The 19,298-nt window shown below is 60.8% G+C and carries 20 protein-coding genes and 1 tRNA gene; 10 read left to right on the forward strand and 11 right to left on the reverse strand.

Features of this window, described 5'->3' with window-relative positions; all coding sequences use genetic code 11:
• Positions 1-205 precede the first annotated feature (205 nt).
• Complete coding sequence (gene rarD, locus ACVW0Y_RS17300) at positions 206-1,111, forward strand: EamA family transporter RarD (protein ID WP_457439845.1); 906 nt, start codon at positions 206-208, stop codon at positions 1,109-1,111.
• On the opposite strand, the gene ACVW0Y_RS17305 is transcribed toward rarD, so the two are convergent.
• A complete protein-coding gene (locus ACVW0Y_RS17305; RefSeq protein WP_457439847.1) occupies positions 1,046-1,465 on the reverse strand; it encodes an NUDIX hydrolase in 420 nt (139 codons plus the stop codon). The genes rarD and ACVW0Y_RS17305 overlap by 66 nt on opposite strands.
• A gap of 171 nt (positions 1,466-1,636) precedes the next feature.
• Here ACVW0Y_RS17305 and ACVW0Y_RS17310 point away from each other — a divergent pair, with 171 nt between their 5' ends.
• Entirely contained in the window at positions 1,637-2,971 is a 1,335-nt protein-coding gene (locus ACVW0Y_RS17310) for a DEAD/DEAH box helicase (protein ID WP_457439849.1), read from the forward strand.
• A gap of 81 nt (positions 2,972-3,052) precedes the next feature.
• Here the strand turns inward: ACVW0Y_RS17310 and ACVW0Y_RS17315 are convergent, their stop codons facing one another.
• A complete protein-coding gene (locus tag ACVW0Y_RS17315; RefSeq protein WP_457439851.1) occupies positions 3,053-4,033 on the reverse strand; it encodes a zinc-dependent alcohol dehydrogenase family protein in 981 nt (326 codons plus the stop codon).
• 220 nt (positions 4,034-4,253) lie between these two features.
• Here ACVW0Y_RS17315 and ACVW0Y_RS17320 point away from each other — a divergent pair, with 220 nt between their 5' ends.
• Positions 4,254-4,982 carry a substrate-binding periplasmic protein gene (locus ACVW0Y_RS17320; protein WP_457439853.1) on the forward strand — a complete coding sequence of 243 codons (729 nt, stop codon included), beginning with the start codon at positions 4,254-4,256 and terminating at the stop codon, positions 4,980-4,982.
• A gap of 131 nt (positions 4,983-5,113) precedes the next feature.
• On the forward strand, positions 5,114-6,256 hold the full coding sequence (locus ACVW0Y_RS17325; RefSeq protein WP_457439855.1) for a PQQ-dependent sugar dehydrogenase: 1,143 nt from the start codon (positions 5,114-5,116) through the stop codon (positions 6,254-6,256).
• A gap of 6 nt (positions 6,257-6,262) precedes the next feature.
• Here ACVW0Y_RS17325 and ACVW0Y_RS17330 read toward each other — a convergent pair whose 3' ends face one another.
• The 3 genes from ACVW0Y_RS17330 to ACVW0Y_RS17340 all read right to left on the reverse strand — a co-directional run bounded on the left by ACVW0Y_RS17330 (position 6,263) and on the right by ACVW0Y_RS17340 (position 9,365).
• On the reverse strand, positions 6,263-8,512 hold the full coding sequence (locus tag ACVW0Y_RS17330) for an LTA synthase family protein (RefSeq protein ID WP_457439857.1): 2,250 nt from the start codon (positions 8,510-8,512) through the stop codon (positions 6,263-6,265).
• 262 nt (positions 8,513-8,774) lie between these two features.
• Positions 8,775-8,963 (reverse strand): hypothetical protein, encoded by a 189-nt coding sequence (locus tag ACVW0Y_RS17335; protein ID WP_205898675.1) that lies wholly within the window; start codon positions 8,961-8,963, stop codon positions 8,775-8,777.
• A gap of 180 nt (positions 8,964-9,143) precedes the next feature.
• On the reverse strand, positions 9,144-9,365 hold the full coding sequence (locus ACVW0Y_RS17340; protein ID WP_457439859.1) for a VF530 family protein: 222 nt from the start codon (positions 9,363-9,365) through the stop codon (positions 9,144-9,146).
• A gap of 142 nt (positions 9,366-9,507) precedes the next feature.
• Between ACVW0Y_RS17340 and ACVW0Y_RS17345 the strand changes: the two genes are divergently transcribed.
• The 3 genes from ACVW0Y_RS17345 to ACVW0Y_RS17355 all read left to right on the forward strand — a co-directional run bounded on the left by ACVW0Y_RS17345 (position 9,508) and on the right by ACVW0Y_RS17355 (position 12,203).
• The gene (locus ACVW0Y_RS17345) at positions 9,508-10,344 is read left to right on the forward strand and encodes a CvfB family protein (RefSeq protein WP_457439861.1); all 837 of its coding nucleotides are present in this window, start codon (positions 9,508-9,510) and stop codon (positions 10,342-10,344) included.
• 54 nt (positions 10,345-10,398) lie between these two features.
• Positions 10,399-10,474, forward strand: a tRNA-Thr gene (locus ACVW0Y_RS17350).
• A gap of 400 nt (positions 10,475-10,874) precedes the next feature.
• A complete protein-coding gene (locus ACVW0Y_RS17355; RefSeq protein WP_457439863.1) occupies positions 10,875-12,203 on the forward strand; it encodes a hypothetical protein in 1,329 nt (442 codons plus the stop codon).
• Positions 12,204-12,213: 10 nt separating this feature from the next.
• Here the strand turns inward: ACVW0Y_RS17355 and ACVW0Y_RS17360 are convergent, their stop codons facing one another.
• Entirely contained in the window at positions 12,214-12,456 is a 243-nt protein-coding gene (locus tag ACVW0Y_RS17360; protein ID WP_457439864.1) for a DUF1654 domain-containing protein, read from the reverse strand.
• Between the two features lie 218 nt (positions 12,457-12,674).
• On the opposite strand from ACVW0Y_RS17360, the gene ACVW0Y_RS17365 reads away from it, so the two are divergent.
• Positions 12,675-13,448 carry a hypothetical protein gene (locus ACVW0Y_RS17365; protein WP_457439866.1) on the forward strand — a complete coding sequence of 258 codons (774 nt, stop codon included), beginning with the start codon at positions 12,675-12,677 and terminating at the stop codon, positions 13,446-13,448.
• Between the two features lie 13 nt (positions 13,449-13,461).
• Here ACVW0Y_RS17365 and ACVW0Y_RS17370 read toward each other — a convergent pair whose 3' ends face one another.
• The 4 genes from ACVW0Y_RS17370 to ACVW0Y_RS17385 all read right to left on the reverse strand — a co-directional run bounded on the left by ACVW0Y_RS17370 (position 13,462) and on the right by ACVW0Y_RS17385 (position 16,404).
• Positions 13,462-14,133 (reverse strand): nitroreductase, encoded by a 672-nt coding sequence (locus ACVW0Y_RS17370; protein WP_457439868.1) that lies wholly within the window; start codon positions 14,131-14,133, stop codon positions 13,462-13,464.
• A gap of 887 nt (positions 14,134-15,020) precedes the next feature.
• Complete coding sequence (locus ACVW0Y_RS17375; protein ID WP_457439870.1) at positions 15,021-15,401, reverse strand: hypothetical protein; 381 nt, start codon at positions 15,399-15,401, stop codon at positions 15,021-15,023.
• Between the two features lie 113 nt (positions 15,402-15,514).
• On the reverse strand, positions 15,515-15,895 hold the full coding sequence (locus tag ACVW0Y_RS17380; protein WP_457439872.1) for a hypothetical protein: 381 nt from the start codon (positions 15,893-15,895) through the stop codon (positions 15,515-15,517).
• 71 nt (positions 15,896-15,966) lie between these two features.
• Positions 15,967-16,404: a GNAT family N-acetyltransferase gene (locus tag ACVW0Y_RS17385; RefSeq protein WP_457439874.1), complete on the reverse strand. Its 438-nt coding sequence runs from the start codon at positions 16,402-16,404 to the stop codon at positions 15,967-15,969.
• 140 nt (positions 16,405-16,544) lie between these two features.
• Between ACVW0Y_RS17385 and ACVW0Y_RS17390 the strand changes: the two genes are divergently transcribed.
• Positions 16,545-17,420, forward strand: a complete 876-nt coding sequence (locus ACVW0Y_RS17390; protein ID WP_457439876.1) for a crotonase/enoyl-CoA hydratase family protein — start codon at positions 16,545-16,547, stop codon at positions 17,418-17,420.
• Positions 17,421-17,426: 6 nt separating this feature from the next.
• Here ACVW0Y_RS17390 and ACVW0Y_RS17395 read toward each other — a convergent pair whose 3' ends face one another.
• Positions 17,427-18,212 carry a TOBE domain-containing protein gene (locus ACVW0Y_RS17395; protein ID WP_457439878.1) on the reverse strand — a complete coding sequence of 262 codons (786 nt, stop codon included), beginning with the start codon at positions 18,210-18,212 and terminating at the stop codon, positions 17,427-17,429.
• Positions 18,213-18,517: 305 nt separating this feature from the next.
• Between ACVW0Y_RS17395 and modA the strand changes: the two genes are divergently transcribed.
• A complete protein-coding gene (gene modA, locus ACVW0Y_RS17400; RefSeq protein WP_457439880.1) occupies positions 18,518-19,273 on the forward strand; it encodes a molybdate ABC transporter substrate-binding protein in 756 nt (251 codons plus the stop codon).
• Positions 19,274-19,298 lie beyond the last annotated feature (25 nt).

Genomic DNA, 19,298 nt, shown 5'->3' on the forward strand with positions numbered 1-19,298 from the left:
CCCGTAGGCGCGGCTTCAGCCGCGATGCTCGTTGGGATCAAAAGCATCGCGGCTGAAGCCGCTGCCACGGGTAGGGCATCCGTCGCTTCTGCACATGCCAACCGCGCTTCTGTCTGCGCCCACCCCATCTATCTGCTCTAACCTCCTCGCGACACAACCCGGCAACCGCGCTATGGTCGCCGGCTAATTTTGCTTGGGGAATGACATGCAGCTGTCCGGTCGCGGAGTGGCACTGTCGGTGACGGCCTCGGTGCTGTTCGCCTTTATGCCGGGCTATGTGCAGCAACTGGCACCGCTCGACGGCGTGCAGATTTTTGCCCAACGCGTGCTGTGGTCGATTCCCATGGTGTTGTTGCTGGTCGCCGTTTCGCGCCAGTGGGGTCTGCTGTTCGGTGCCTTGCAGCGTCTGCGCCGCGAGCCATTGCTGGTGCTGGCCTTGCCCCTGGCGGCAGCGCTTATCGGCATTCAGTGGGGGCTTTTTCTCTGGGCACCGTTGCAGGGCATGATGCTGGAAGTCACCCTCGGCTATTTTCTGCTGCCGCTGTCCATGGTGCTGGTGGGACGGGTGTTTTATCGCGAGCGCTTGAGCCCGTTGCAGGGCATTGCCGTGGGCCTGGCGCTGCTCGGCGTGCTGCATGAACTGTGGCTGACCCGGGCGTTTTCCTGGGCGACGCTGGTGGGCGCGCTGGGTTATCCGCCGTATTTCATGCTGCGCCGCTGGATGCGCCTGGATTCGTTATCCGGCTTTATTCTGGAAATGCTTATGCTGGCACCCGTGGCGATCTGGCTGATCCTGGCCTATGGCCCGGCGGATTTGTTTACCCAGGCGCCCAGCATGTGGTGGCTGCTGCCGGGTATTGGCCTGCTCGGCACCCTGGCGTTCGCCGCGATGATGGCCGCCAGCCGTCTGCTGCCGCTGGGGGTGTTTGGCATTCTCAGTTATATCGAGCCAGCGCTGCTGTTCGCGGTGGCGGTGGTGTTTCTTGGCGAAACCTTCAACCCGGCGCAGCTATGGACCTACATCCCGATCTGGCTGGCGATTGTGTTAACCGGCTGGGACAGCATCCATGTGCTGCGCAAGCAGGCGCGGCAACACGTGCAGGCGCAGTAGCGGCGCCAGGTCGTCGCGCTCCGGCGCTTGCAGGTCCAGCCAGGCCAGTTCCTCCAACTCGGCGGCAGCGGCGACTGGCTGGTGCAGTGCGGCGACGAAGATATCGGCGTCTATCCAGGTATCTGCCTCGTTGGCGGCCGGCGCATGAAACTGGCCGAGGGCTGTAAGCGCCTCTACCGGCAACGTCAGGTTCAACTCTTCGAGCAATTCGCGCTGCAAGGCGGCGATGGCCGACTCCCCCGGCTCACGTTTGCCGCCCGGCAGCATAAACGCCTGGGTGCCGCGTTTGCGCACTAGCAGCAAACGGCCGTGGGCGTCGATCAGGCAGGCGGCGGCGATGCTGAGAACGGTCATCAAATTCCCCATAGGGCGGTTTTTTTCGGCGGCCAGAATGCCAGTTCAAGAGCATTTTGCAACGCCGCGCCGCGCACCTGCGGTCGATAGCCTGCACAGACTGCGGGCGTTCCGGGGCAACAACCGGTAACCTATGCGGCTGTTTAGTGATCTTCGCCGAGGTAGCCCCCCGTGTTTTCCCAATTCGCCCTGCATGAACGCCTGCTTAAAGCCGTGGCCGAGCTGAAGTTTGTCGAGCCCACCCCGGTACAAGTCGCGGCCATTCCGCCGGCGCTGGAAGGGAAAGACCTGCGGGTTACCGCGCAAACCGGCAGCGGCAAAACCGCGGCTTTCGTACTGCCGATGCTCAACCGCCTGATGGGCGATGCCAAGCCGCGCGTGGTGATCCGCGCGCTGATCCTGCTGCCAACCCGCGAGCTGGCGCAGCAGACCTTGAAAGAGGTGGAGCGGTTTTCCCAGTTCACCTTTATCAAATCCGGCCTGATCACCGGCGGTGAAGACTTCAAAGTGCAAGCCGCCATGCTGCGCAAGGTGCCGGACATCCTGATCGGTACCCCGGGCCGTCTGCTGGAGCAACTGAACGCCGGCAACCTCGACCTCAAGGCCGTGGAAGTGCTGGTGCTGGACGAAGCCGACCGCATGCTCGATATGGGTTTTGCCGAAGACGTGCAACGTCTGGCCGGCGAGTGCAAAGGCGCGCACCAGACCATGCTGTTCTCCGCCACCAGTGGCGGCAACGGCCTGCGCGAGATGGTCGCCTCGGTGCTCAAAGATCCCCAGCACCTGCAACTCAACGCCGTCAGCCAGCTTAGCGATGGCGTGCGCCAGCAGATCATCACCGCCGACCACAACCAGCACAAAGAGCAGCTGGTTTACTGGCTCTTGGCCAACGAGACCTACCAGAAAGCCATTATCTTCACCAACACCCGCGTTGCTGCCGACCGCCTGTACGGGCGTCTGGTAGCCGCTGAACACAAGGTGTTCGTGCTGCATGGCGAGAAGGACCAGAAAGACCGCAAGCTGGCCATCGACCGGCTGAAGCAGGGTGGGGTGAAAATCCTCGTGGCCACCGATGTCGCGGCCCGTGGTCTGGATGTTGATGGCCTGGACCTGGTGATCAACTACGACATGCCGCGCAGTGGCGATGAATACGTGCACCGCATCGGTCGCACCGGCCGTGCCGGTAACGAAGGCCTGGCGATCTCGCTGATCTGCCATGGTGACTGGAACCTGATGTCGAGTATCGAGCGCTACCTCAAGCAGAGCTTCGAGCGCCGTACCATCAAGGAACTGAAAGGCACCTACGGCGGCCCGAAAAAGGTCAAAGCCTCGGGCAAAGCCGTGGGTGTGAAGAAGAAAAAGACCGACAAGAAAGGCGACAAGAAAGCCGTGGCCAAGGCCCCGAGCAAACGCAAAACCGCCAACAAGCCGAAGAGCTCGCTGGTGAGCGGCGATGGCATGGCGCCGTTGAAGCGCAAGAAGCCGGAAGCGCCTGCGGCGGAGTAATTCCGCCCCCTCCACCGTCATCCCCGCACAGGCGGGGATGACAGGTGTCTTTGCATCATCTTGCGTATGCAGGTGATGGGCTTACTTCGGCACGATCAGAATCTTGCCTTCTCGCTCGCCACCGGCCGCTGCCGCCACCGCTTGCTTGATCTGGCTGACGTCATAGGTCGCGGCAATCCGGGTTTTCAGCTTGCCGCTGGCAATCAGCTGCACCAACTCGCCAAACACCTTGCCCTGTTCTGCCTGACTGGCGGCGCGGAACCATTTCGCCAGCCAGAAGCCTTTCAGCGTTACGTCGCGAAAGACGATGGCCGATGGTGAAACCTGACACGGCTCGCCGCTCATCATGCCGTAGTTCACTACGATGCCGCCTTCACCCAGGCAGGCGGCCAGATGGTCTGTGGCTGCGCCGCCTACCGCGTCGATCGCCAGGCGGATCGTCGCGCTACCGGTGGCTTCGCGCACCCGTTTGGCCAGGTCGGGACCGTCCACCAGCACCACATCGCCGCCGTCTTGCTGGGTGGCGGCAATCGCCGAATCACGGCGCACCACGTTGACGGTTTTAAAGCCGCGCAGTTTGGCCAGTTGCATCAGGTAGCTACCGACCCCGGAGTTGGCGGCGTTCTGGATGACCCATTCGCCGGGCTGCAGATCGACAAACTGACTGAGCAGCAACGAGGCAGTCGGTGGGTTGACGGTGAGCATCGCCAGTTGCTGCGGGTCGGCATCGGGCAGGGGGATCAGCTTGCTGGCGTCGGCATTCAGGTGAGTGACCCAGGTACCGCTGCCCACTGGTAGCAACACGGTCTGGCCAACCTTCAGGTCGCTGACGTCCGGGCCCAGTTCCTCGACCTTGCCCACGCCTTCGTTACCGCCAATGGCGGGCAGCGGCGGCAGCATGCCGTACTGGCCGGTGAGGGTAAGCACGTCGGAAGGGTTGATCGGCGCGGCCAGCACCTGGATGCGTACCTGGCCGGCTTTCAGCGGCGGCAGTTGCAGGTCGACGGCTTCGATCACGTCTTGCGGCACCGGGCCGCGGGTCTGGTACTGGGCTTTGAGCATGCTGATCTCCTGGCAGTTGAACGAAGTCAGCAGTCTAGCGAACCTACTGGCAGCTGGAGTTCCCAATAGGTACGGCGAATACCGCCTACCTCAGCCGATCAGCACTTTTTACCGCCAGGTGCGACGGGCTTTCTGCCATGGGCCTGCCCGGCGCACCTGGCGGCAAGCTATGGCGGGCCGGCTATGCTGAAAGAACGTGCGCGCGGACCGGGGAGGTGGCATGTCTCGCTTGCTCCACACCTTGGCCCTGTTCTGGCTGCTGACTCTGCCCGCGCTGGCCGATTCCTTGCGCGTTGGCTTTGGCAGCAATAAACCGCCTTACGTGTTCGAGACCGAAGCCAGGGGCTTGGAGTACGAACTGGTGCAAGCCGCCTTGCGCCGCGCCGGCTATGAGATGCAGGCGTACTTCGCGCCCATGGAGCGCCTGCACCTGATGCTCGCCCGCGGCGAAATCGACTGTATCACTACCACCAACGACATGAGCGGCGTGGCGGCCTATTACTCGGACGTCTACATCCACTACCACAACGCCGCCGCGGCCCTGAGCTCACGCCATCTGCAGATCCACACCCTCGATGACCTGCGCGGTTACTCGATCAGTGCCTTTCAACGCGCACGCTTTCTGCTCGGGCCGGAATACGCCCAGCTGGTGAACAACCACCCCAGATACCGCGAAGAAGCCCAGCAGGTCAGCCGCAATCGCTTGCTCTACAGCGGGCGGGTTGACGTGATCATTGGCGACCCCAAGGTGATCCGCTACTTCAATCGCGAGGTGCTCGACCAAGTGGATATCACCCAGCCGCTGACCTGGTATCCGCTGTTCCCGTCCACCGGGTATCAGGTGGGCTTTCGTTTTCAGATCCAGCGTGACCAGTTCAACCTTGGCCTGGCGGCCATTCGCCGCAGCGGCGAGTACGAGGAAATCGAACGCCGCTACGCGGATTACTGAAGCCAGCTTCCACAGACAAGGCGAAGCCGCTTCCAGCGGGTGCGTAGTTTCCCGTTGCAATTGCAGCCACCCGATCAGCGATTTTTTTGCCAGTCTTCTGCCCACATTGATTGCGCAAGGGAAGTTCAGCGATGTGGAACACGGCATTGGCGGTGATCGGTTTGTCAGTTGCGAGCAGTTGGGCAATGGCCCAGGCGGCAGAGAATTTTCAGCAGCCCAGCGAGCGCGGCACCTTGCAGGTCGAGTACCTGGTAACTGACTTGCAGCACCCTTGGGGCCTGGCCTTTCTACCCGATGGCCAGGCGTTGATCAGCGAGCGCCCCGGCACGCTGCGGCTGGTGGCCAGCGATTTCAGTGCGACCCGCAAGGTCGAGGGCGTGCCCAAGGTGTTCAGCCGTGGCCAGGGCGGCTTACTGGATGTGGCGCTGTCGCCACAATTTGTTGAAGACCGTTTGGTTTACCTGGCGTTTGCCGAGGCGGGTGACGACGGGCTGGCCGGTACGGCGGTCGGGCGTGGCCAGTTGGCGGCCGACAACAGCCGGCTGGAGCATTTTCAGGTGATCTTCCGCCAGCAACCCAAACTGTCCACCGGCAACCATTTCGGGTCACGCCTGGTGTTCGATGATCAGGGTCATCTGTTTATCACTTTGGGGGAAAACTATCAGCGTGCAGCGGCGCAGGACCTTGGCAAGCTGCAGGGCAAGGTAGTGCGCCTGAATGCCGATGGCAGCGTGCCCAAGGACAATCCCTTTGTCGGCAAGACCGGGGCGCGCAGCGAGATCTGGTCCTACGGTCACCGCAATGCCCAGGGCGCGGCGCTCAACCCTTGGACCGATGCGCTGTGGGTGCACGAGCATGGGCCGCGCGGCGGCGATGAAATCAATATTCCCCAGGCCGGCAAGAACTACGGCTGGCCGCTGGCAACCCATGGTGTCGATTACACCTTGCTGCCCATCAGCGAGGCGCTGGGCAAGAGCGCGCCAGGCACCGAACCGCCGCACCACGTCTGGGAAAAATCTCCGGCCATCAGTGGCATGGCTTTCTACAACGCCGAGCGCTTTGCCGGCTGGCAGCACAACCTGTTTATTGGTGCCCTGGCCGATCAGTCGCTGATTCGTCTGGAGCTCCAGGGCAACGAGATCGTCCATGAAGAGCGTTTGCTCAGCGATAGACTCGGGCGCATCCGCGACGTGCGCCAAGGGCCGGATGGCTACTTGTATCTGCTCACTGACGCGGCCGCCGGCAGCCTGGTGCGCATCGGCCTGACGAACTGAGTGCGGTTACAGATCGACCTGCTCGTCGCTGACCTCGTCGGGGGCGATGCTGTCGGCCTGGGCGCTTTCTTCGGTTTTTTCCAGATCGAGCAGATCCGGCGGCAGCAGTGGTTCGGTGACCACGCTGAAATCGGTGATCTCGATGGCGCCGCGGCCTTCGCCCAGCAGGTGGAAAGAGAAGGCCTTGCGGGTTTCCAGGTTATCGAAACCGAAGCTGACATTCAGCGTCTGCCCCGGTTTGAGCGAAGGTAGCTCGGGGATCAGGCCGGCCACATCGCGATCGAACTCCTTGGTTTTCAGCAACAGCTTGGCACCTTGCTTGGCCATGCGCACCGCGCGGATGGTCAGGGTGACCTTGGTACGCGTGCCCTGCGGCAGCTCCAGGTATTGGGCACCGATCAGGTTGTCGGCCCAGTCGTCCTTGGCGGCGGCCTTGAGGCTGATCCGCTCGTTATTGGCAAACTGGTATTGCTGGCCGATCTGGCCATTGCTCAGAGACTGATCCAGCAGGGCGGCACGCTCACTGACCAACCGCGCCTGTTTGCCGCCGACCCGGCCCAGGTAGCGGGCCTGGTCGGCAATAAAGCCATCGCTGGCATAACGCCGACAGATCTGCTGGAAATCGCACTCGGTAAAGGTGCCCTTGCCATCGTGCTGGCGCAGCAGACCGTTGGTGTAGGACATGATCTCGCGGCCGCTGATGTAATCGCGAAACAGCGAGCGCCCGGACAGGTTGGGTGGCACCTGGAAGTCGAAATAGTCGAGCACCGAGGCGGTCAGGTCGACATGCCCGTATACGCCACTTTTCAGCTTCGGCAGGCTGCTTTGTTCCGGGGCCAGAATCAGGTTGAAACCCCAGGCCGAGGCCAGACGCACATCGTCGATGCCATGGGATTCATCGGACGTGACTATCACCAGGGTGTCCTTGAGCACGCCCTGTTTCTCCAGGCTGCTGAGGAAGTCGGCTACCGCATCGTCCAGATAGCCAATGGCGGCCTGCTTGGCATTTGGATAGCGATCCAGATACCCCTGGGGCGCTGAGTAGGGTTGGTGGGTGCCGACCGTGAGCAGGGTTAGCATCCACGGCTGCGGCGAACGGCGCAGGTCGGCCACATGCTTGAGCGCGCCTTCGAAGTAGGCCTTGTCGTCCATGCCCCAAGGGAATTCCAGATAGGGCTTGTTCTTGAACCAGCTGCGTCCCAGGGTTTGCTCGAAACCCATATGCGGCATGATTTTGTCCTTGGCCATAAAACGCAGCCCGGCACCTTGCAGAAAGCTGGTACGAAAGCCCTGGTCGCGCATTTGGGCGGGCAGACACTGCAGGTTGCGGGTGCTGCTGTTGAGCAGTTCGACGCCCTTGGGCGTACCACTGTCGAGCTTGCTGTAGTCACCGCACAGCATGGAGTACAGGCCGCGAATGGTCTGGTGGCTATGCAGGACGTAATCCGGCGTGTTCATGCCGCGCTCCGCCCATTGGCTCAGGCGCGGCATCAGGTCGTCCTGATAGGCGCTGTGCAGGGCCTGGCGGTCGGTTGCGATATAGGCACCGGGAATGCCTTCCAGGGTAACGATCAGGACGTTCTTCGCCTGGCCTTTGCCGGCGAACAGTTTGCTGCCGTTCAGATCGAGCTGACTGAGACCGGCGATATCGGGCTTGCTGTCCGGGTCGTCGTCATCCAGCCAGGCTTCCAGGCGCAGCTGCCCGCCGTTAAAGGCCTCGGCCAGCAACTTGTGCGACAGGTTGAATTGCTTCCACTGCACCGCTTCGCTGGGTTCCAGGTATTGGCCGCTGGCGTGCAGCACAGCAAAACCCAAGGGCAGGGCGTAGGCATAGACCGGAATGCGCAGGGCATCGTTGCGGCGGCGTACTAGCAGATTGGCCAGCAGACCCAGCCCCAGGCCGAGGGCCAGCAGCGGATAGGTGAGGCCGCCGCCCTGGGTGGAGTGGCCGACGAATTGTGCATCGGTGAGGTACTGCAGGTCGCTGACTTCCGGCATCCGCCCGACAGCGCCGACCAGTTCGGCGCTGCTCAGGGCGAACAGGCTCCACACCAGCAGCACGGGCATGGCCAGCCACAGCGGGCGATTGTGCAGCAGCAAGAGCAGCAGGGTGCCGATGCCGAGGTCCGACAAATAACCGAACCCGTTCGACCAGCCGAGAAAATAACGGCTGACAAGCGGCACCACGAGCAGAAGAAATCCACGGGCGATCAGGGGGGAAACCGGGTGCTGCAGCCAAGGGCTGGAAATGCGCACAGGAGCTCCTGAGATAAGGCAGAGAGAATCCGAACCAGTCGGCAAGCATAAGGGGCGGCGACCGCGTGGTGACACGATTCTGAAACAACTCTGTGTTAGAGGCCAGAAGCTTGTCTGTCGCAAAGGCAAAGAATGTGTGAGTAGCCGTGTAATCAGGAGGGGGTGTTACGGAGGAGCGAGCGGGGTACTACAGCTGTTCGAGCGCTTTAATTAACATCCTTAGAATCAAGCGCTTGGAACAGCAGCAATAGAGATAGAGGTGTTACTTCTTGCCGAGGGTGATGTGGCGCGACGGGGCGAACACCTGACCGCTTACACCCTTAGGGATTTCCTGGATCTGGCCGCCGGCTTTCAGGAAGGCTGTCACTGCGTCGTCGATGGAGCTATGGGTTTCAACGGCAGGAGGGGCTTTTTTCTTCATTTCGGATGCTTTAACGCGCATGGCGGCCATTTAACCTATAAGCAGTAATTTGGCCAGGCATTGTACACAAAATGAGCGGCCCTGACCCGGCTAATAACGGTCAATTTGGCGACAGCGAATTTAGCCAGAGAGCCCGACTACGGGCGGCTAACTGCTTGTTAAGCCATAAAAAGCCTGAAGTTTAGGGTTTTTGCCCCGGTTTGCCGTCGGTCAGCGCAGTTTGGTGCGCAGGTACAGGGCCTCGACTTTTTCCCGCGCCCAGGGCGTTTTACGCAGAAACTTCAGGCTGGATTTCACGCTCGGCTCGCTCTGAAAGCAGCGAATATCGATCAGTTGACCCAACTTCTCCCAGCCGTAATGCGCCTGCAGGGCGCTGACAATGGTTTCCAAAGTGACGCCGTGAAGTGCGTTGTGATTCTGTTCGCTGGTCATGGGCGGCCTGTTGCAGAGAAAAACGCACAGCGCTCTTTCGGCGGCGTGCAGTGGCCGGCGATTATCAGTGATTGGCACCGGGCCGTCACTGTTGCCGGCGCGCATCGGGTAGAATGCCGGCCACGCAACGAGGGCAGTGCACATGGCTTTAATCGGACGTTTCAACAGTTTGCAGGTGGTTAAACACACCAACTTCGGTCTTTACCTGGACGGCGGTGCCGACGGCGAAATTCTCCTGCCCAACCGCTATATCCCGAAGGACACGCCGAGCGAAGTCGAAGACTGGCTGAATGTGTTCATCTACCTGGACAGCGACGACAAACTGATCGCCACCAACGAAAAGCCCAAAGTGCAGGTCGGCGAATTCGCCAGTTTGAAGGTCAAGGAAGTCAACAGCATCGGCATCTTCCTCGACTGGGGCTTATCCAAAGACCTGCTGCTGCCGTACTCCGAAGAAAAGCGCACGCTGCAAGCCGGTGAGTACTGCGTGGTGCATGTCTACCTCGACAAACACACCCGCCGCATCACCGCCACCGCCCGTCTGGACCGTTACCTGGACAACACCCCGGCCCGCTACAGCGTTGGTCAGGCCGTGGATTTGCTGGTGGCCGAGTCTACCGACATGGGCTTCAAAGCCATCATCAACAATCAGCACTGGGGCCTGATCCACAAGAACGAAGTGTTCAAGTTCCTGCGCCCCGGCAAAGAGGAAAAAGGCTTTATCAAAGAGATTCGCCCCGACGGCAAACTCAGCCTCAGCCTGCAACCGGTCGGCAAAGAAGCCGCCACCGGCCTGCACGAACAGATCCTCAACAAACTGCGCGAAAGCGGCGGCGTGCTGGCGGTCAGCGATAAGAGCCCACCGGAAACCATCGCCGGCCTGTTTGGCGTCAGCAAAGGCAACTTCAAAAAAGCCATTGGCGCTTTGTACAAACAAGGTGAGCTGGTTATTCACGCTGACCGTATCGAATTGCCCTGATCAATCGAGCTGCGTTGGCAAAAACCGCCAACGCTGTTCTAGAGTGACGGTGGTGCCGTTGTAGCTCAGTCGGTAGAGCATCTGCCTCGTAAGCAGGAGGTCGGAGGTTCGATTCCTCTCAACGGCACCAGATATCCCGGAACTCACCTGCACTTTAACTCCCCCCGTCTCTCGCCTGTTCCAGCACCGCTCACTGACCAGCGGCGTTGCGAACCATTCTATTTTGGCGCGAAAACTGCTATCTGGTTGCGCGTAACGCAAAGCACCCCGTGCGGCTCATGCTGGCAATTGCCCACAAGGGCTGATCGCCAGACGGGTGCGGCGTTATTCATTGATGGGTAACAGCGCGTCGTTAGGCTGTGTGCGGTGGCCATCTTTGAGCACATTTGGACAACCACTATCGACCGCTGCACCCCTGCGGTGCTGATCGTTACCAGCCTGGCTGATGACGCAGGGAGCACCATCGCCGTTCTCCAGCTTGGAGGCGACACCGCCACGGGTCCGCCGGTCTAATTCTGGGGGATACCGTAATGCCCGATATTTCGAGTTACTTGAGTGCACCTTTGCCGCCACCGCTGGCGGGGATCGACACCATCATGTTGGTGGGCGCTTCCATTGAGAATGGCATGGCCAACGGCTTTCTCGCCGCCGCCCTGGATTACGTGCAGGTTGGCCACGGACTGACTGACGTTGTGGCGGTGCAGTACTACGGCTTCAGCGGCATGGACCCCGATGGGATTTATGCCAAGTGGACCACTATCGTACGGCCCGCTCTGGCAGCCCGCAGCGATGGCGGTGCCGGGGTGCTGATTCTGTCGATGCCCACCGGCAATGCGGTCACCGCCCTGGTGCCGTACGCCAGCGCTAACCCCACCACCCTGGCGCAGAAAAAAGCCACGCTGGATCTGTTGAACGCCGAGATGAAGGCGCAGTGCGGTGATACCCATGTGCTGATCTTCAACAACACCTTTCGCCTCTACGGTGCGCCGTCTACCACCTGCCTGGTCAATCAGGACATGGGTGCCAAACCCTTCAACGAGGAGTGGATCGATCCTCTGTCTTATCAGGTGCCGTGGAATTTCTATTGCCGCTCCTACGGTTACCCCTATCCGATTGCCTATAACTGGTACACCAAGGTGCTGATCGATAGCACCCACTACAACCCGTTGGGTTATCAGTTGCTGTTGAAGTACTGGATGGATGTGGCCGCCGCGATGATCAAAGGCACGCCGCCGCCCTATATCCCGTTGAAGGAAGACCCCATCAATGATCAGGTGCCCAAGGCGGGGCGGGCACTGGTGGTGTATCGGCCGACGGCGACGGTGACCCGTTCTTCCACCCATCTGATTGCCAACGCACGGGGCTCCACGGCACCGGGCACCGACTTGCCGGAAGCCCCGTACCTTTGCCCGTGGGAGGGGCATGACCCGGTGCTCGGTCTGGGCGCGCGGCCGGCGCTTAGCGGGACCACTACGCAAACCGGCATGGGCACCGGCAACAACACCCATAGCTTACTCAACGATACCTTTCGCGGTGCCTACACCTTCACCACCTCGCCGACCTTTGTGGTGTTGGAGGAAATCATCAACCTGCAGCCACTTCAGCAGTTTCGTTACCGGGTGCTGTGTTGCCGCAAGGTCACGGCAGGACAGACGCGTCTGCAGGAGTTCTCCAATGACGGGGTCAATGTTTCGGGCTCCATTGATTGCGCCTATGTGACCGGCAGTACGCCGAAAATCTACGTGGGCTTCGGCACGGCCGATGAGCAAGGAAAAGCCCGCATCTGGCTGCGCTGTGCAGCGGGAAATACCGCGGGGGCCTTCGCCAATGCCATCGAGATAAATCCGCTGCCGTTGTGAAGCCTGCCGCTCAGTCGTCCTGCGGCACCACCCAGAACAGATGTACGCCACCATCGTCGCGATAGGCGATGGTGACGTTGTCGGTCTCACCGATTTCCGCCAGTACCTGCGCCCAGTCGTCTTCCGATTCATCGGGGGCCTTGTAGAGCAAGGCGGTTTTCGATTTCTGCGCGGCGGGGGCGTTGATGATTTTCTGCAGGCGGGTGGCGAGCAGTTCGTATTGGCTCGGCTGGCGGGTGGCGGCGCTAGTCATGCAACAAGATCCTTGATGCTGGTTGGATATACAGTATTCTAGATCGTGATTTTTCCCAGTGTCGAGTCTGTGTGCAAAGTTTTTCCAGTCAGGCGTCGCCCAGCCCTGCGAGCCTTGAACGCGTGTGGTGTTATTGCCGCGCCACAGTCGCTGCTGGCTTAATAGGCCGGCCGCCCAACTGGCTGTTCAGCGCTGGTTGGCGATTAACAAGGAAGTTTATGAGCCTACCGCTACGTTCTCTGCTGCTCGCCGGTCTGCTGGCCCTCGGCGCTTGCCAGTCCAGGCCCGTCCCACCGCCGGCGGCCGAATTGAGTCCGGAGCAGCAGCGCCGGGTGCAATTTACCCATGATGCGCAGAATGCGATCTGGCGACGGGCGTTTGTCAGCAATGTCGCCTCGCTGCAGGGCAGTCTGCAGATGGTGTTCAGCATCGATAAAAACGCTCGGGTAGTGGCCTGTGAAATTGAGCCCTACAGCGCCGCAGCGCCTGGCACACCGCCTTATAACGCCATTCTGGCGGCGCATATGCAGAGCGTCTGTTGGAGCACCGTGCTACCCGAGTTGCCCGTTGAGGCAGGTCACAGCGAGGAGGTCACGAAACTGCTGGCACCGCTGATTTTCCCCGCTCAAGACCGCGCATCCGAGGAGCGCCGGGCACGGATGCGGCCACTCCAGGCGCGAAGTCAGTTCTTTTGGGAACGCACCCTGGCGAGCGAAACACTGGACAGCATCGGCGTCGCCCGCTTCGAGCTCCGCGCTGATGCGCAAGGGGTGGTGCAAAGCTGTGAGGTGGTGATCGATCCGCATCCGCTAAGGCGTCGTGAGTTCAAGCAGGACAACGCCCTGGTGCAGCGTCTGAGCGAACGTTGCCTGCACCTTGACCTGCGGCAGATGCCGTACTTTCAAGTTGGCAAGGACGGCATCGCCAGCGGTCAGGTCAGTGTCGAATACACGCCCTGGCGCAATGGGCCGCTAACGGTGCCTAAGCCCTAGCTGACGGCCAGGCTCAAAACCCTCTGAAGCGGGCAAACTCTTCCACCGCCGCGCGCTCGGAGCGTAGTTGATTGACCGTGGCGGCGGAGTCTGGATAACCCAGCGCCATGCCGCAATACACCACTTCGTTGTCAGCCAGGCCGAAGTGCTGGTGCAGGCTATCGCGGGCCATGCCCCAGGCTTCCTGCATGCAGGTGCCGAGGCCACGTTCTTCTGCGAGCAGCGCCAGCGATTGCATAAACATGCCGACATGGGCCCACTGGCCATTGCCCATTTCCTTGTCGATGACAAAGAACAGGCCCACCGGCGCGCCGAAGAATTGGTAGTTGCGCGACATCCATTTCAATCGCGCGCCTTTGTCTTCGCGGGGGATGCCGAGCAGGGCGTACATGTCTTCGCCGATCTTGTAGCGGCGCGCGCGGTAGGGGTCTTGCAGGCCTTCGGGGTAGATCGGGTAGGCACCGACTTCGCCCTTGGGATTTTTCATGATGGCTTCCACAGCCAGGCGCTCCAGCGCGGCTTTTTCCGCACCGGCCACGGCGATCACTTTCCACGGCTGTAGATTGCCGCCGGAGGGCGACCAACGTGCATCGTCGAGCAGGGCATGGACGGTGGCGGCGTCTACCGGGGTGTCGAGAAAGGCACGCACGGAGATACGTTTTTTCAGGGTGTCGGCGACAGACATGGGCGAGCTTCCTTATGAGGGTCGACGCGTTTTCGACCAGGCGTAGTTCACCGTTCTAAAGCCTTGGCCAGGCAAAGGCAATCCGTTGGCCTGCCGTGATAGTGACAGCGATAGGGATATTTCCATGCCTTACCATCCTGGCGGTCAGCCATTACCGCTCCATCAACAAACTGGTGATTCCCCTGGGCCGGAAGCCAAAGCACTTTTCCCCAGACAACAAAAAGCCCGCGTGGTGGCGGGCTCTTTGCAGATAGGGTGCTGGTCCTTCAGCTGCCTGGAGTATTGCGCGGTAATTGTGAATATTTCGTGAAGACGCTGAATAAATTTCCCAGTCATTAGTGGGCGATCTTATTGGGCTGCACCCAGACAAACAAAAGCCCACACTCGCGGGCCCTGGCTGGATTCAACCAGGTTGAATCAAGGCTCCTGCAACAACAGCGCAGCCCCTGGCACCATGGCGGCTAGTCTCGTTGCATCCGAAATTCTGGGTCCCAGCCTGCGCTGGGACGACGGAGTTTTTACCGCCACCACCGTCGTCCCAGCGCAGGCTGGGACCTAGATTCTTGAAGCAAACTGAAACCTTCGCTGCTAATAAAACCCCAGACAAACAAAAGCTCACACTCGCGGGCCCTTGCTCGATTCAACCAAGTTGAATCAAGGCTTATGCAACAACAGCGCAGCCCCTGGCACCATGGCGGCTTGTCTTGTTGCATCCGAAATTCTGGGTCCCAGCCTGCGCTGGGACGACGGAGTTTTTACCGCCACCACCGTCGTCCCAGCGAAGGCTGGGACCCAGGCTCTTGAAGCAAACTGAAACCTTCGCTGCTAGTAAAACCCAGCCCCCAGACGAGAAAAAGCCCATCTATCCGATGGGCTTTTCCTGGGGCTTACCAGCGACCGCCGTGACCATGGCCAGGGCCATAACCATAACCCCGTGGCTCGTAATACACCGGCCGTGGGGGTGGCGGGGCGTAGTAGCGGGGGCCGTAATAACGCGGCGCTTCCACTACTACCGGTTGGTAGTACACCGGTTGGGCATACACCGGCTGCGCATATACCGGCTGTGGTGGTGGGTAGTAAGCAACGGGTGGCGGCGGTGGGGCCTGGACGTAAACCGGGGCGCGCCGCGAAGCAACCACTGCGCCGCCTACTACAGCACCGACAACTGCACCGAGCACAAAGGGTCCACCGTCTCCACCGTGGGCGGAGGCCTGGCCGGCGAGGGCCAGGCTGCCGAGCAACAGCGCAACTTTGGGCAGACTTAACATGTTGGTCTCCTGATACCCGGTGAGGTTGATGCCGGGTTATCTGTAAGACGCTCGTTACACAGTGAAGTGCCGAGGCAGGGTGTAAAGGTTATGTAAGGGGGGCAGCTCTGGCGTTAGGCCTGCACAAACTCGGCGAAGCGCACGCCAGTGCCGGTGGGCCGTACATCCTGAAACAGCGAGTCGCGGTCGGCTGACAGTTCGAGGCTGACGGTGGCGTTGCGGCTGCCTTTGTTGCGGGTGACCAGGCCGTCTTCGTGGGTGCGCAGATACAGGGTCGGTACACGCAGGTGGTGCAGTTCATCGGTGACGTGGTTGTGCATCAGCAGGTGCACCCATTCGTACTGGCCGATTTTCAGGCGGCCCACCGGGATGTCGAACCACCAGATGTTCTTGTTCAGATTGATCGTCGCGAAGTGCGTGTTGTTGACGCCGAGCACTGCGCTGCCGAGTTGTTGGTTACGGCGGGCAATGGCGGTTTTTTTGTCGATTTTCATGCTGTTCCTGACACGCAAACGGGGTGGGGCGGAAACGGCGGCCTGGGCGGCGCCGGCGCGTAGTGTAGCAGTCAGGCGGGGCCGGCCAAAGGCTGGCCATCGCGCTGCAGGGCGATCAGTGTCTTGCTGCGCTGGTAGCGCGCCAGGCGTTCGGCCAGAGCCGGCGGCAGATTACCGGCCGGAACAAAACCCAGGCGGGCATAGAAACCGAGCAGCTGCGGATGACAAAACAACCACACCGGTTGCGCCGCGTGTTCGCAGGCCTTTTGTACCAACTGGCTGGCGATCCGTTGCTGGCGCAGGGTCGGGGCTACAAACAGGCTGGTCAGCCAGCAACCGGCGCTTTGCCCAAGCGGACGCAAGCACAGGCCGGCGACGATCTCGGCGTCTTTCGCCACCCACAACTGATCGTCGGCAGTAGCGCGCATGGGCGAGTGGTGGGCGCGGTAGAACTTGTTCAGCAGTGGCCGCATAACAGCGGGCAGGGTGCCGAAGTGAAGAGGTGGCATAGGCATTCTGGGTCGAAAAAACGCCGCCATTAAATCACTTACCGCGCCAGCCTTGGCAGATTTGCCCTACTAATCGGCGGGGCGCGGCAAGGTCGGCTAGGCATGATAGGAATCCCAATGGTTTTTGCCAGGAGCGGCCCATGTCCTACAGCACCCTCAGCTATCAGGTGAACGAGCAGATTCTGACCCTGACCCTAAATCGTCCCGAGCAGTTGAATGCCTTCACGGTGGAGATGGCCCACGAGCTGATCGATGCCTTCAACCGCGCCAGTGACGATGAGGAGGTCCGCGCCATTGTCGTCACCGGTGCCGGCCGGGCGTTCTGCGCGGGCATGGATCTGTCGGTGGGCGGCAACGTGTTTGGCCTGGATGAAAGCCAGCAGCCAACCCTGCAGGACTTGCAGGAGCGCCTCGACGACCCGGCCATTCGCGACGGTGTGCGCGATACCGGCGGGCGTGTAACCCTGGCGATTTTCGAGTGCAAGAAACCGGTGATCGCGGCCATCAACGGTGCCGCGGTGGGTATCGGTGCCAGCATGACCTGCGCCATGGATATCCGCCTGGCCTCGGAGCACGCGCGGATCGGCTTTGTCTTCAACAAGATCGGCATAGTGCCGGAAGCCTGCTCCAGCTGGTTTCTGCCGCGTATCGTGGGCATTTCCCAGGCGCTGGAGTGGGTGTACAGCGGCGATATTCTCAAGCCGGAAGAAGCCCTGCAGGGACGCTTTGTCAAAGCCCTGGTGCCGGCCGACCAGTTGCTGGAAGAGGCCTACAGGATTGCCCGGCGCATCACCCAGCACAACCCGGTGGCCATCGCCCTGACGCGGCAGATGATGTACCGCAACGCCGCTCAGGCGCATCCGCTGGAGGCGCATAAGGTCGATTCCCTGGGCATGTTCTACACCAGCACCGGCGGCGGAAAGGAAGGCGTGCAGGCGTTTCTCGACAAACGTCCGGCCGACTACAGTGCGCAGTCGGCCAATGCCATGCCGAGCTTTTATCCGTGGTGGAAATAACTTCGGCTAAAAACGCCCGAGGATCATATGCGCGGCCTTGACCAAGGCCGCCACTGGTTTGTCGATGGTCAGCTCCAGGCGATCGGCCTGGGCGTTGCTCAACACGGCCACCAGGGTGGTGCCGCCGGTTAATTCCATGGCGATTTCGGTTTCCGCCGAACCCCGGGTGATCTGCCGCACTGCGCCGCGCAGCAGGTTGTCGCTGGTTTCATCACTGCGGTAGTCCACGGCCACCAACTGCACCCACGAGGCCTTGATCAACGCATACAGCGCCGCGCCTGGTTTCAGTTCCAGGCGTGCGGTGCTGTCGTGGGTGATGGAGGCGGTAAGGCGGTCGCCGGTGTTGAGCTGGAATTCCACCTGGTCGTTGACTTCGCCGTTGTGAATGGCCAGCACGGTGCCAAACAGCTGATTGCGCGCGCTGGTTTTCATCCGCAGGCGTTCCATAAATTCCAGCAAGGTGGAAACACCGGCGTCGTCGCCCAGGCGTTGCAGAAACAGCCCATGTTCCTGCTGATAGCGCTGGTAAGCGGCGATCAGCGCATGGCCGGCATCGGTCAACCGGGTGCCACCGCCGCCCTTGCCGCCGGCGCTGCGTTGCACCAGGGGGCTGCCGGAAGCACCGTTCATGGCGTCGATGGAGTCCCAGGCAAACTTGTAGCTGATACCCACCGCCTTGGCCGCCTGGCTGATCGAGCCGGTGCTCTCGATGGCGCGCAGCAGGGCGATGCGGCCTTCGCCGGCGACGTCGTTACCGTTGTGGGTGATCCAGAATTGGCCTTCGAGTTTCATGGATGGCTGTCTGCGGAAGGGACGGGCATGTTAGCAGCGGGTAGCTGGTGCAACCACAGCGTCTGCCGTGCATAACGGCATAACTTGACTTTAGGGTCAGATATTTTCAAGATGCGGCCCATCGCCGATCAGGGCAACAGTCAGATCGGTTTCCCGTGGCTTCAAGTTGGATTCAGTCCCAGTGTGCGGGCTTTTAATCGTCGTGCTGTTCGTTGTCATGCCTAGCGCTATATATTTGTAAATATAGCGAATGAGCTGGCGATCAGACTTTCCTCATCGCTACACAATCAAACAAGGAGCTGTCCATGATTCATCGCATGTCTCGCCTGGTTGTAGCCTTATCCGCCACCTTCGCCCTGAGTAGCGCCATTGCTGATGAAGTGCAGGTGGCCGTGGCAGCCAACTTCACCGCACCAATCCAGGCTCTGGCTGCTGATTTCGAGAAAGACACTGGCCACAAGCTGGTCGCCTCCTACGGTGCCACCGGCCAGTTCTATACCCAGATCAAAAATGGCGCGCCGTTCGAAGTGTTCCTGGCGGCTGACGACAGCACGCCGGCCAAGCTGGAAAGCGAAGGCGAGACGGTCAAAGGGTCGCAGTTTACTTACGCCATCGGTTCGCTGGCGCTGTGGTCGGCCAAGGAAGGTTATGTGGATGACCAAGGCGAGGTGCTGAAGACAAACGCCTTCGCCCATCTGGCTATCGCCAACCCGAAAGCCGCGCCCTATGGCCTGGCTGCCACCCAGGTGCTGGAAAAGCTCGGCCTCAGCGCTGCCGTACAACCGAAGATTGTCGAAGGCCAGAACATCACCCAGGCCCTGCAATTTATCTCCACCGGCAACGCCGAGCTGGGGTTTGTTGCGCTGTCGCAGGTGTACAAAGACGGCAAGATCACCAGCGGTTCCGCCTGGTTGGTGCCCGCCAGCCTGCATGAGCCGATCAAGCAGGACGCGGTGATCCTCAACAAAGGCCAAGACAGCGCCGCGGCCAAGGCTCTGGTGGAATACCTGCACGGTGCCAAGGCGGCGGCTGTGATTAAATCCTACGGCTACCAATTGTAAGGAATGGCTCTTGAGGAACGCTTGC

It is taken from the genome of Pseudomonas sp. TE3786 (assembly GCF_054057335.1).

Bases quoted from the DNA above. Each gene is read 5' to 3' on its own strand.
- rarD (WP_457439845.1), top strand. From the start codon at position 206: ATGCAGCTGTCCGGTCGCGGAGTGGCACTGTCGGTGACGGCCTCGGTG.
- ACVW0Y_RS17305 (WP_457439847.1), bottom strand. From the start codon at position 1,465: ATGACCGTTCTCAGCATCGCCGCCGCCTGCCTGATCGACGCCCACGGC.
- ACVW0Y_RS17315 (WP_457439851.1), bottom strand. From the start codon at position 4,033: ATGCTCAAAGCCCAGTACCAGACCCGCGGCCCGGTGCCGCAAGACGTG.
- ACVW0Y_RS17320 (WP_457439853.1), top strand. From the start codon at position 4,254: ATGTCTCGCTTGCTCCACACCTTGGCCCTGTTCTGGCTGCTGACTCTG.
- ACVW0Y_RS17325 (WP_457439855.1), top strand. From the start codon at position 5,114: ATGTGGAACACGGCATTGGCGGTGATCGGTTTGTCAGTTGCGAGCAGT.
- ACVW0Y_RS17335 (WP_205898675.1), bottom strand. From the start codon at position 8,963: ATGGCCGCCATGCGCGTTAAAGCATCCGAAATGAAGAAAAAAGCCCCT.
- ACVW0Y_RS17340 (WP_457439859.1), bottom strand. From the start codon at position 9,365: ATGACCAGCGAACAGAATCACAACGCACTTCACGGCGTCACTTTGGAA.
- ACVW0Y_RS17345 (WP_457439861.1), top strand. From the start codon at position 9,508: ATGGCTTTAATCGGACGTTTCAACAGTTTGCAGGTGGTTAAACACACC.
- ACVW0Y_RS17355 (WP_457439863.1), top strand. From the start codon at position 10,875: ATGCCCGATATTTCGAGTTACTTGAGTGCACCTTTGCCGCCACCGCTG.
- ACVW0Y_RS17360 (WP_457439864.1), bottom strand. From the start codon at position 12,456: ATGACTAGCGCCGCCACCCGCCAGCCGAGCCAATACGAACTGCTCGCC.
- ACVW0Y_RS17365 (WP_457439866.1), top strand. From the start codon at position 12,675: ATGAGCCTACCGCTACGTTCTCTGCTGCTCGCCGGTCTGCTGGCCCTC.
- ACVW0Y_RS17370 (WP_457439868.1), bottom strand. From the start codon at position 14,133: ATGTCTGTCGCCGACACCCTGAAAAAACGTATCTCCGTGCGTGCCTTT.
- ACVW0Y_RS17375 (WP_457439870.1), bottom strand. From the start codon at position 15,401: ATGTTAAGTCTGCCCAAAGTTGCGCTGTTGCTCGGCAGCCTGGCCCTC.
- ACVW0Y_RS17380 (WP_457439872.1), bottom strand. From the start codon at position 15,895: ATGAAAATCGACAAAAAAACCGCCATTGCCCGCCGTAACCAACAACTC.
- ACVW0Y_RS17385 (WP_457439874.1), bottom strand. From the start codon at position 16,404: ATGCCACCTCTTCACTTCGGCACCCTGCCCGCTGTTATGCGGCCACTG.
- ACVW0Y_RS17390 (WP_457439876.1), top strand. From the start codon at position 16,545: ATGTCCTACAGCACCCTCAGCTATCAGGTGAACGAGCAGATTCTGACC.
- ACVW0Y_RS17395 (WP_457439878.1), bottom strand. From the start codon at position 18,212: ATGAAACTCGAAGGCCAATTCTGGATCACCCACAACGGTAACGACGTC.
- modA (WP_457439880.1), top strand. From the start codon at position 18,518: ATGATTCATCGCATGTCTCGCCTGGTTGTAGCCTTATCCGCCACCTTC.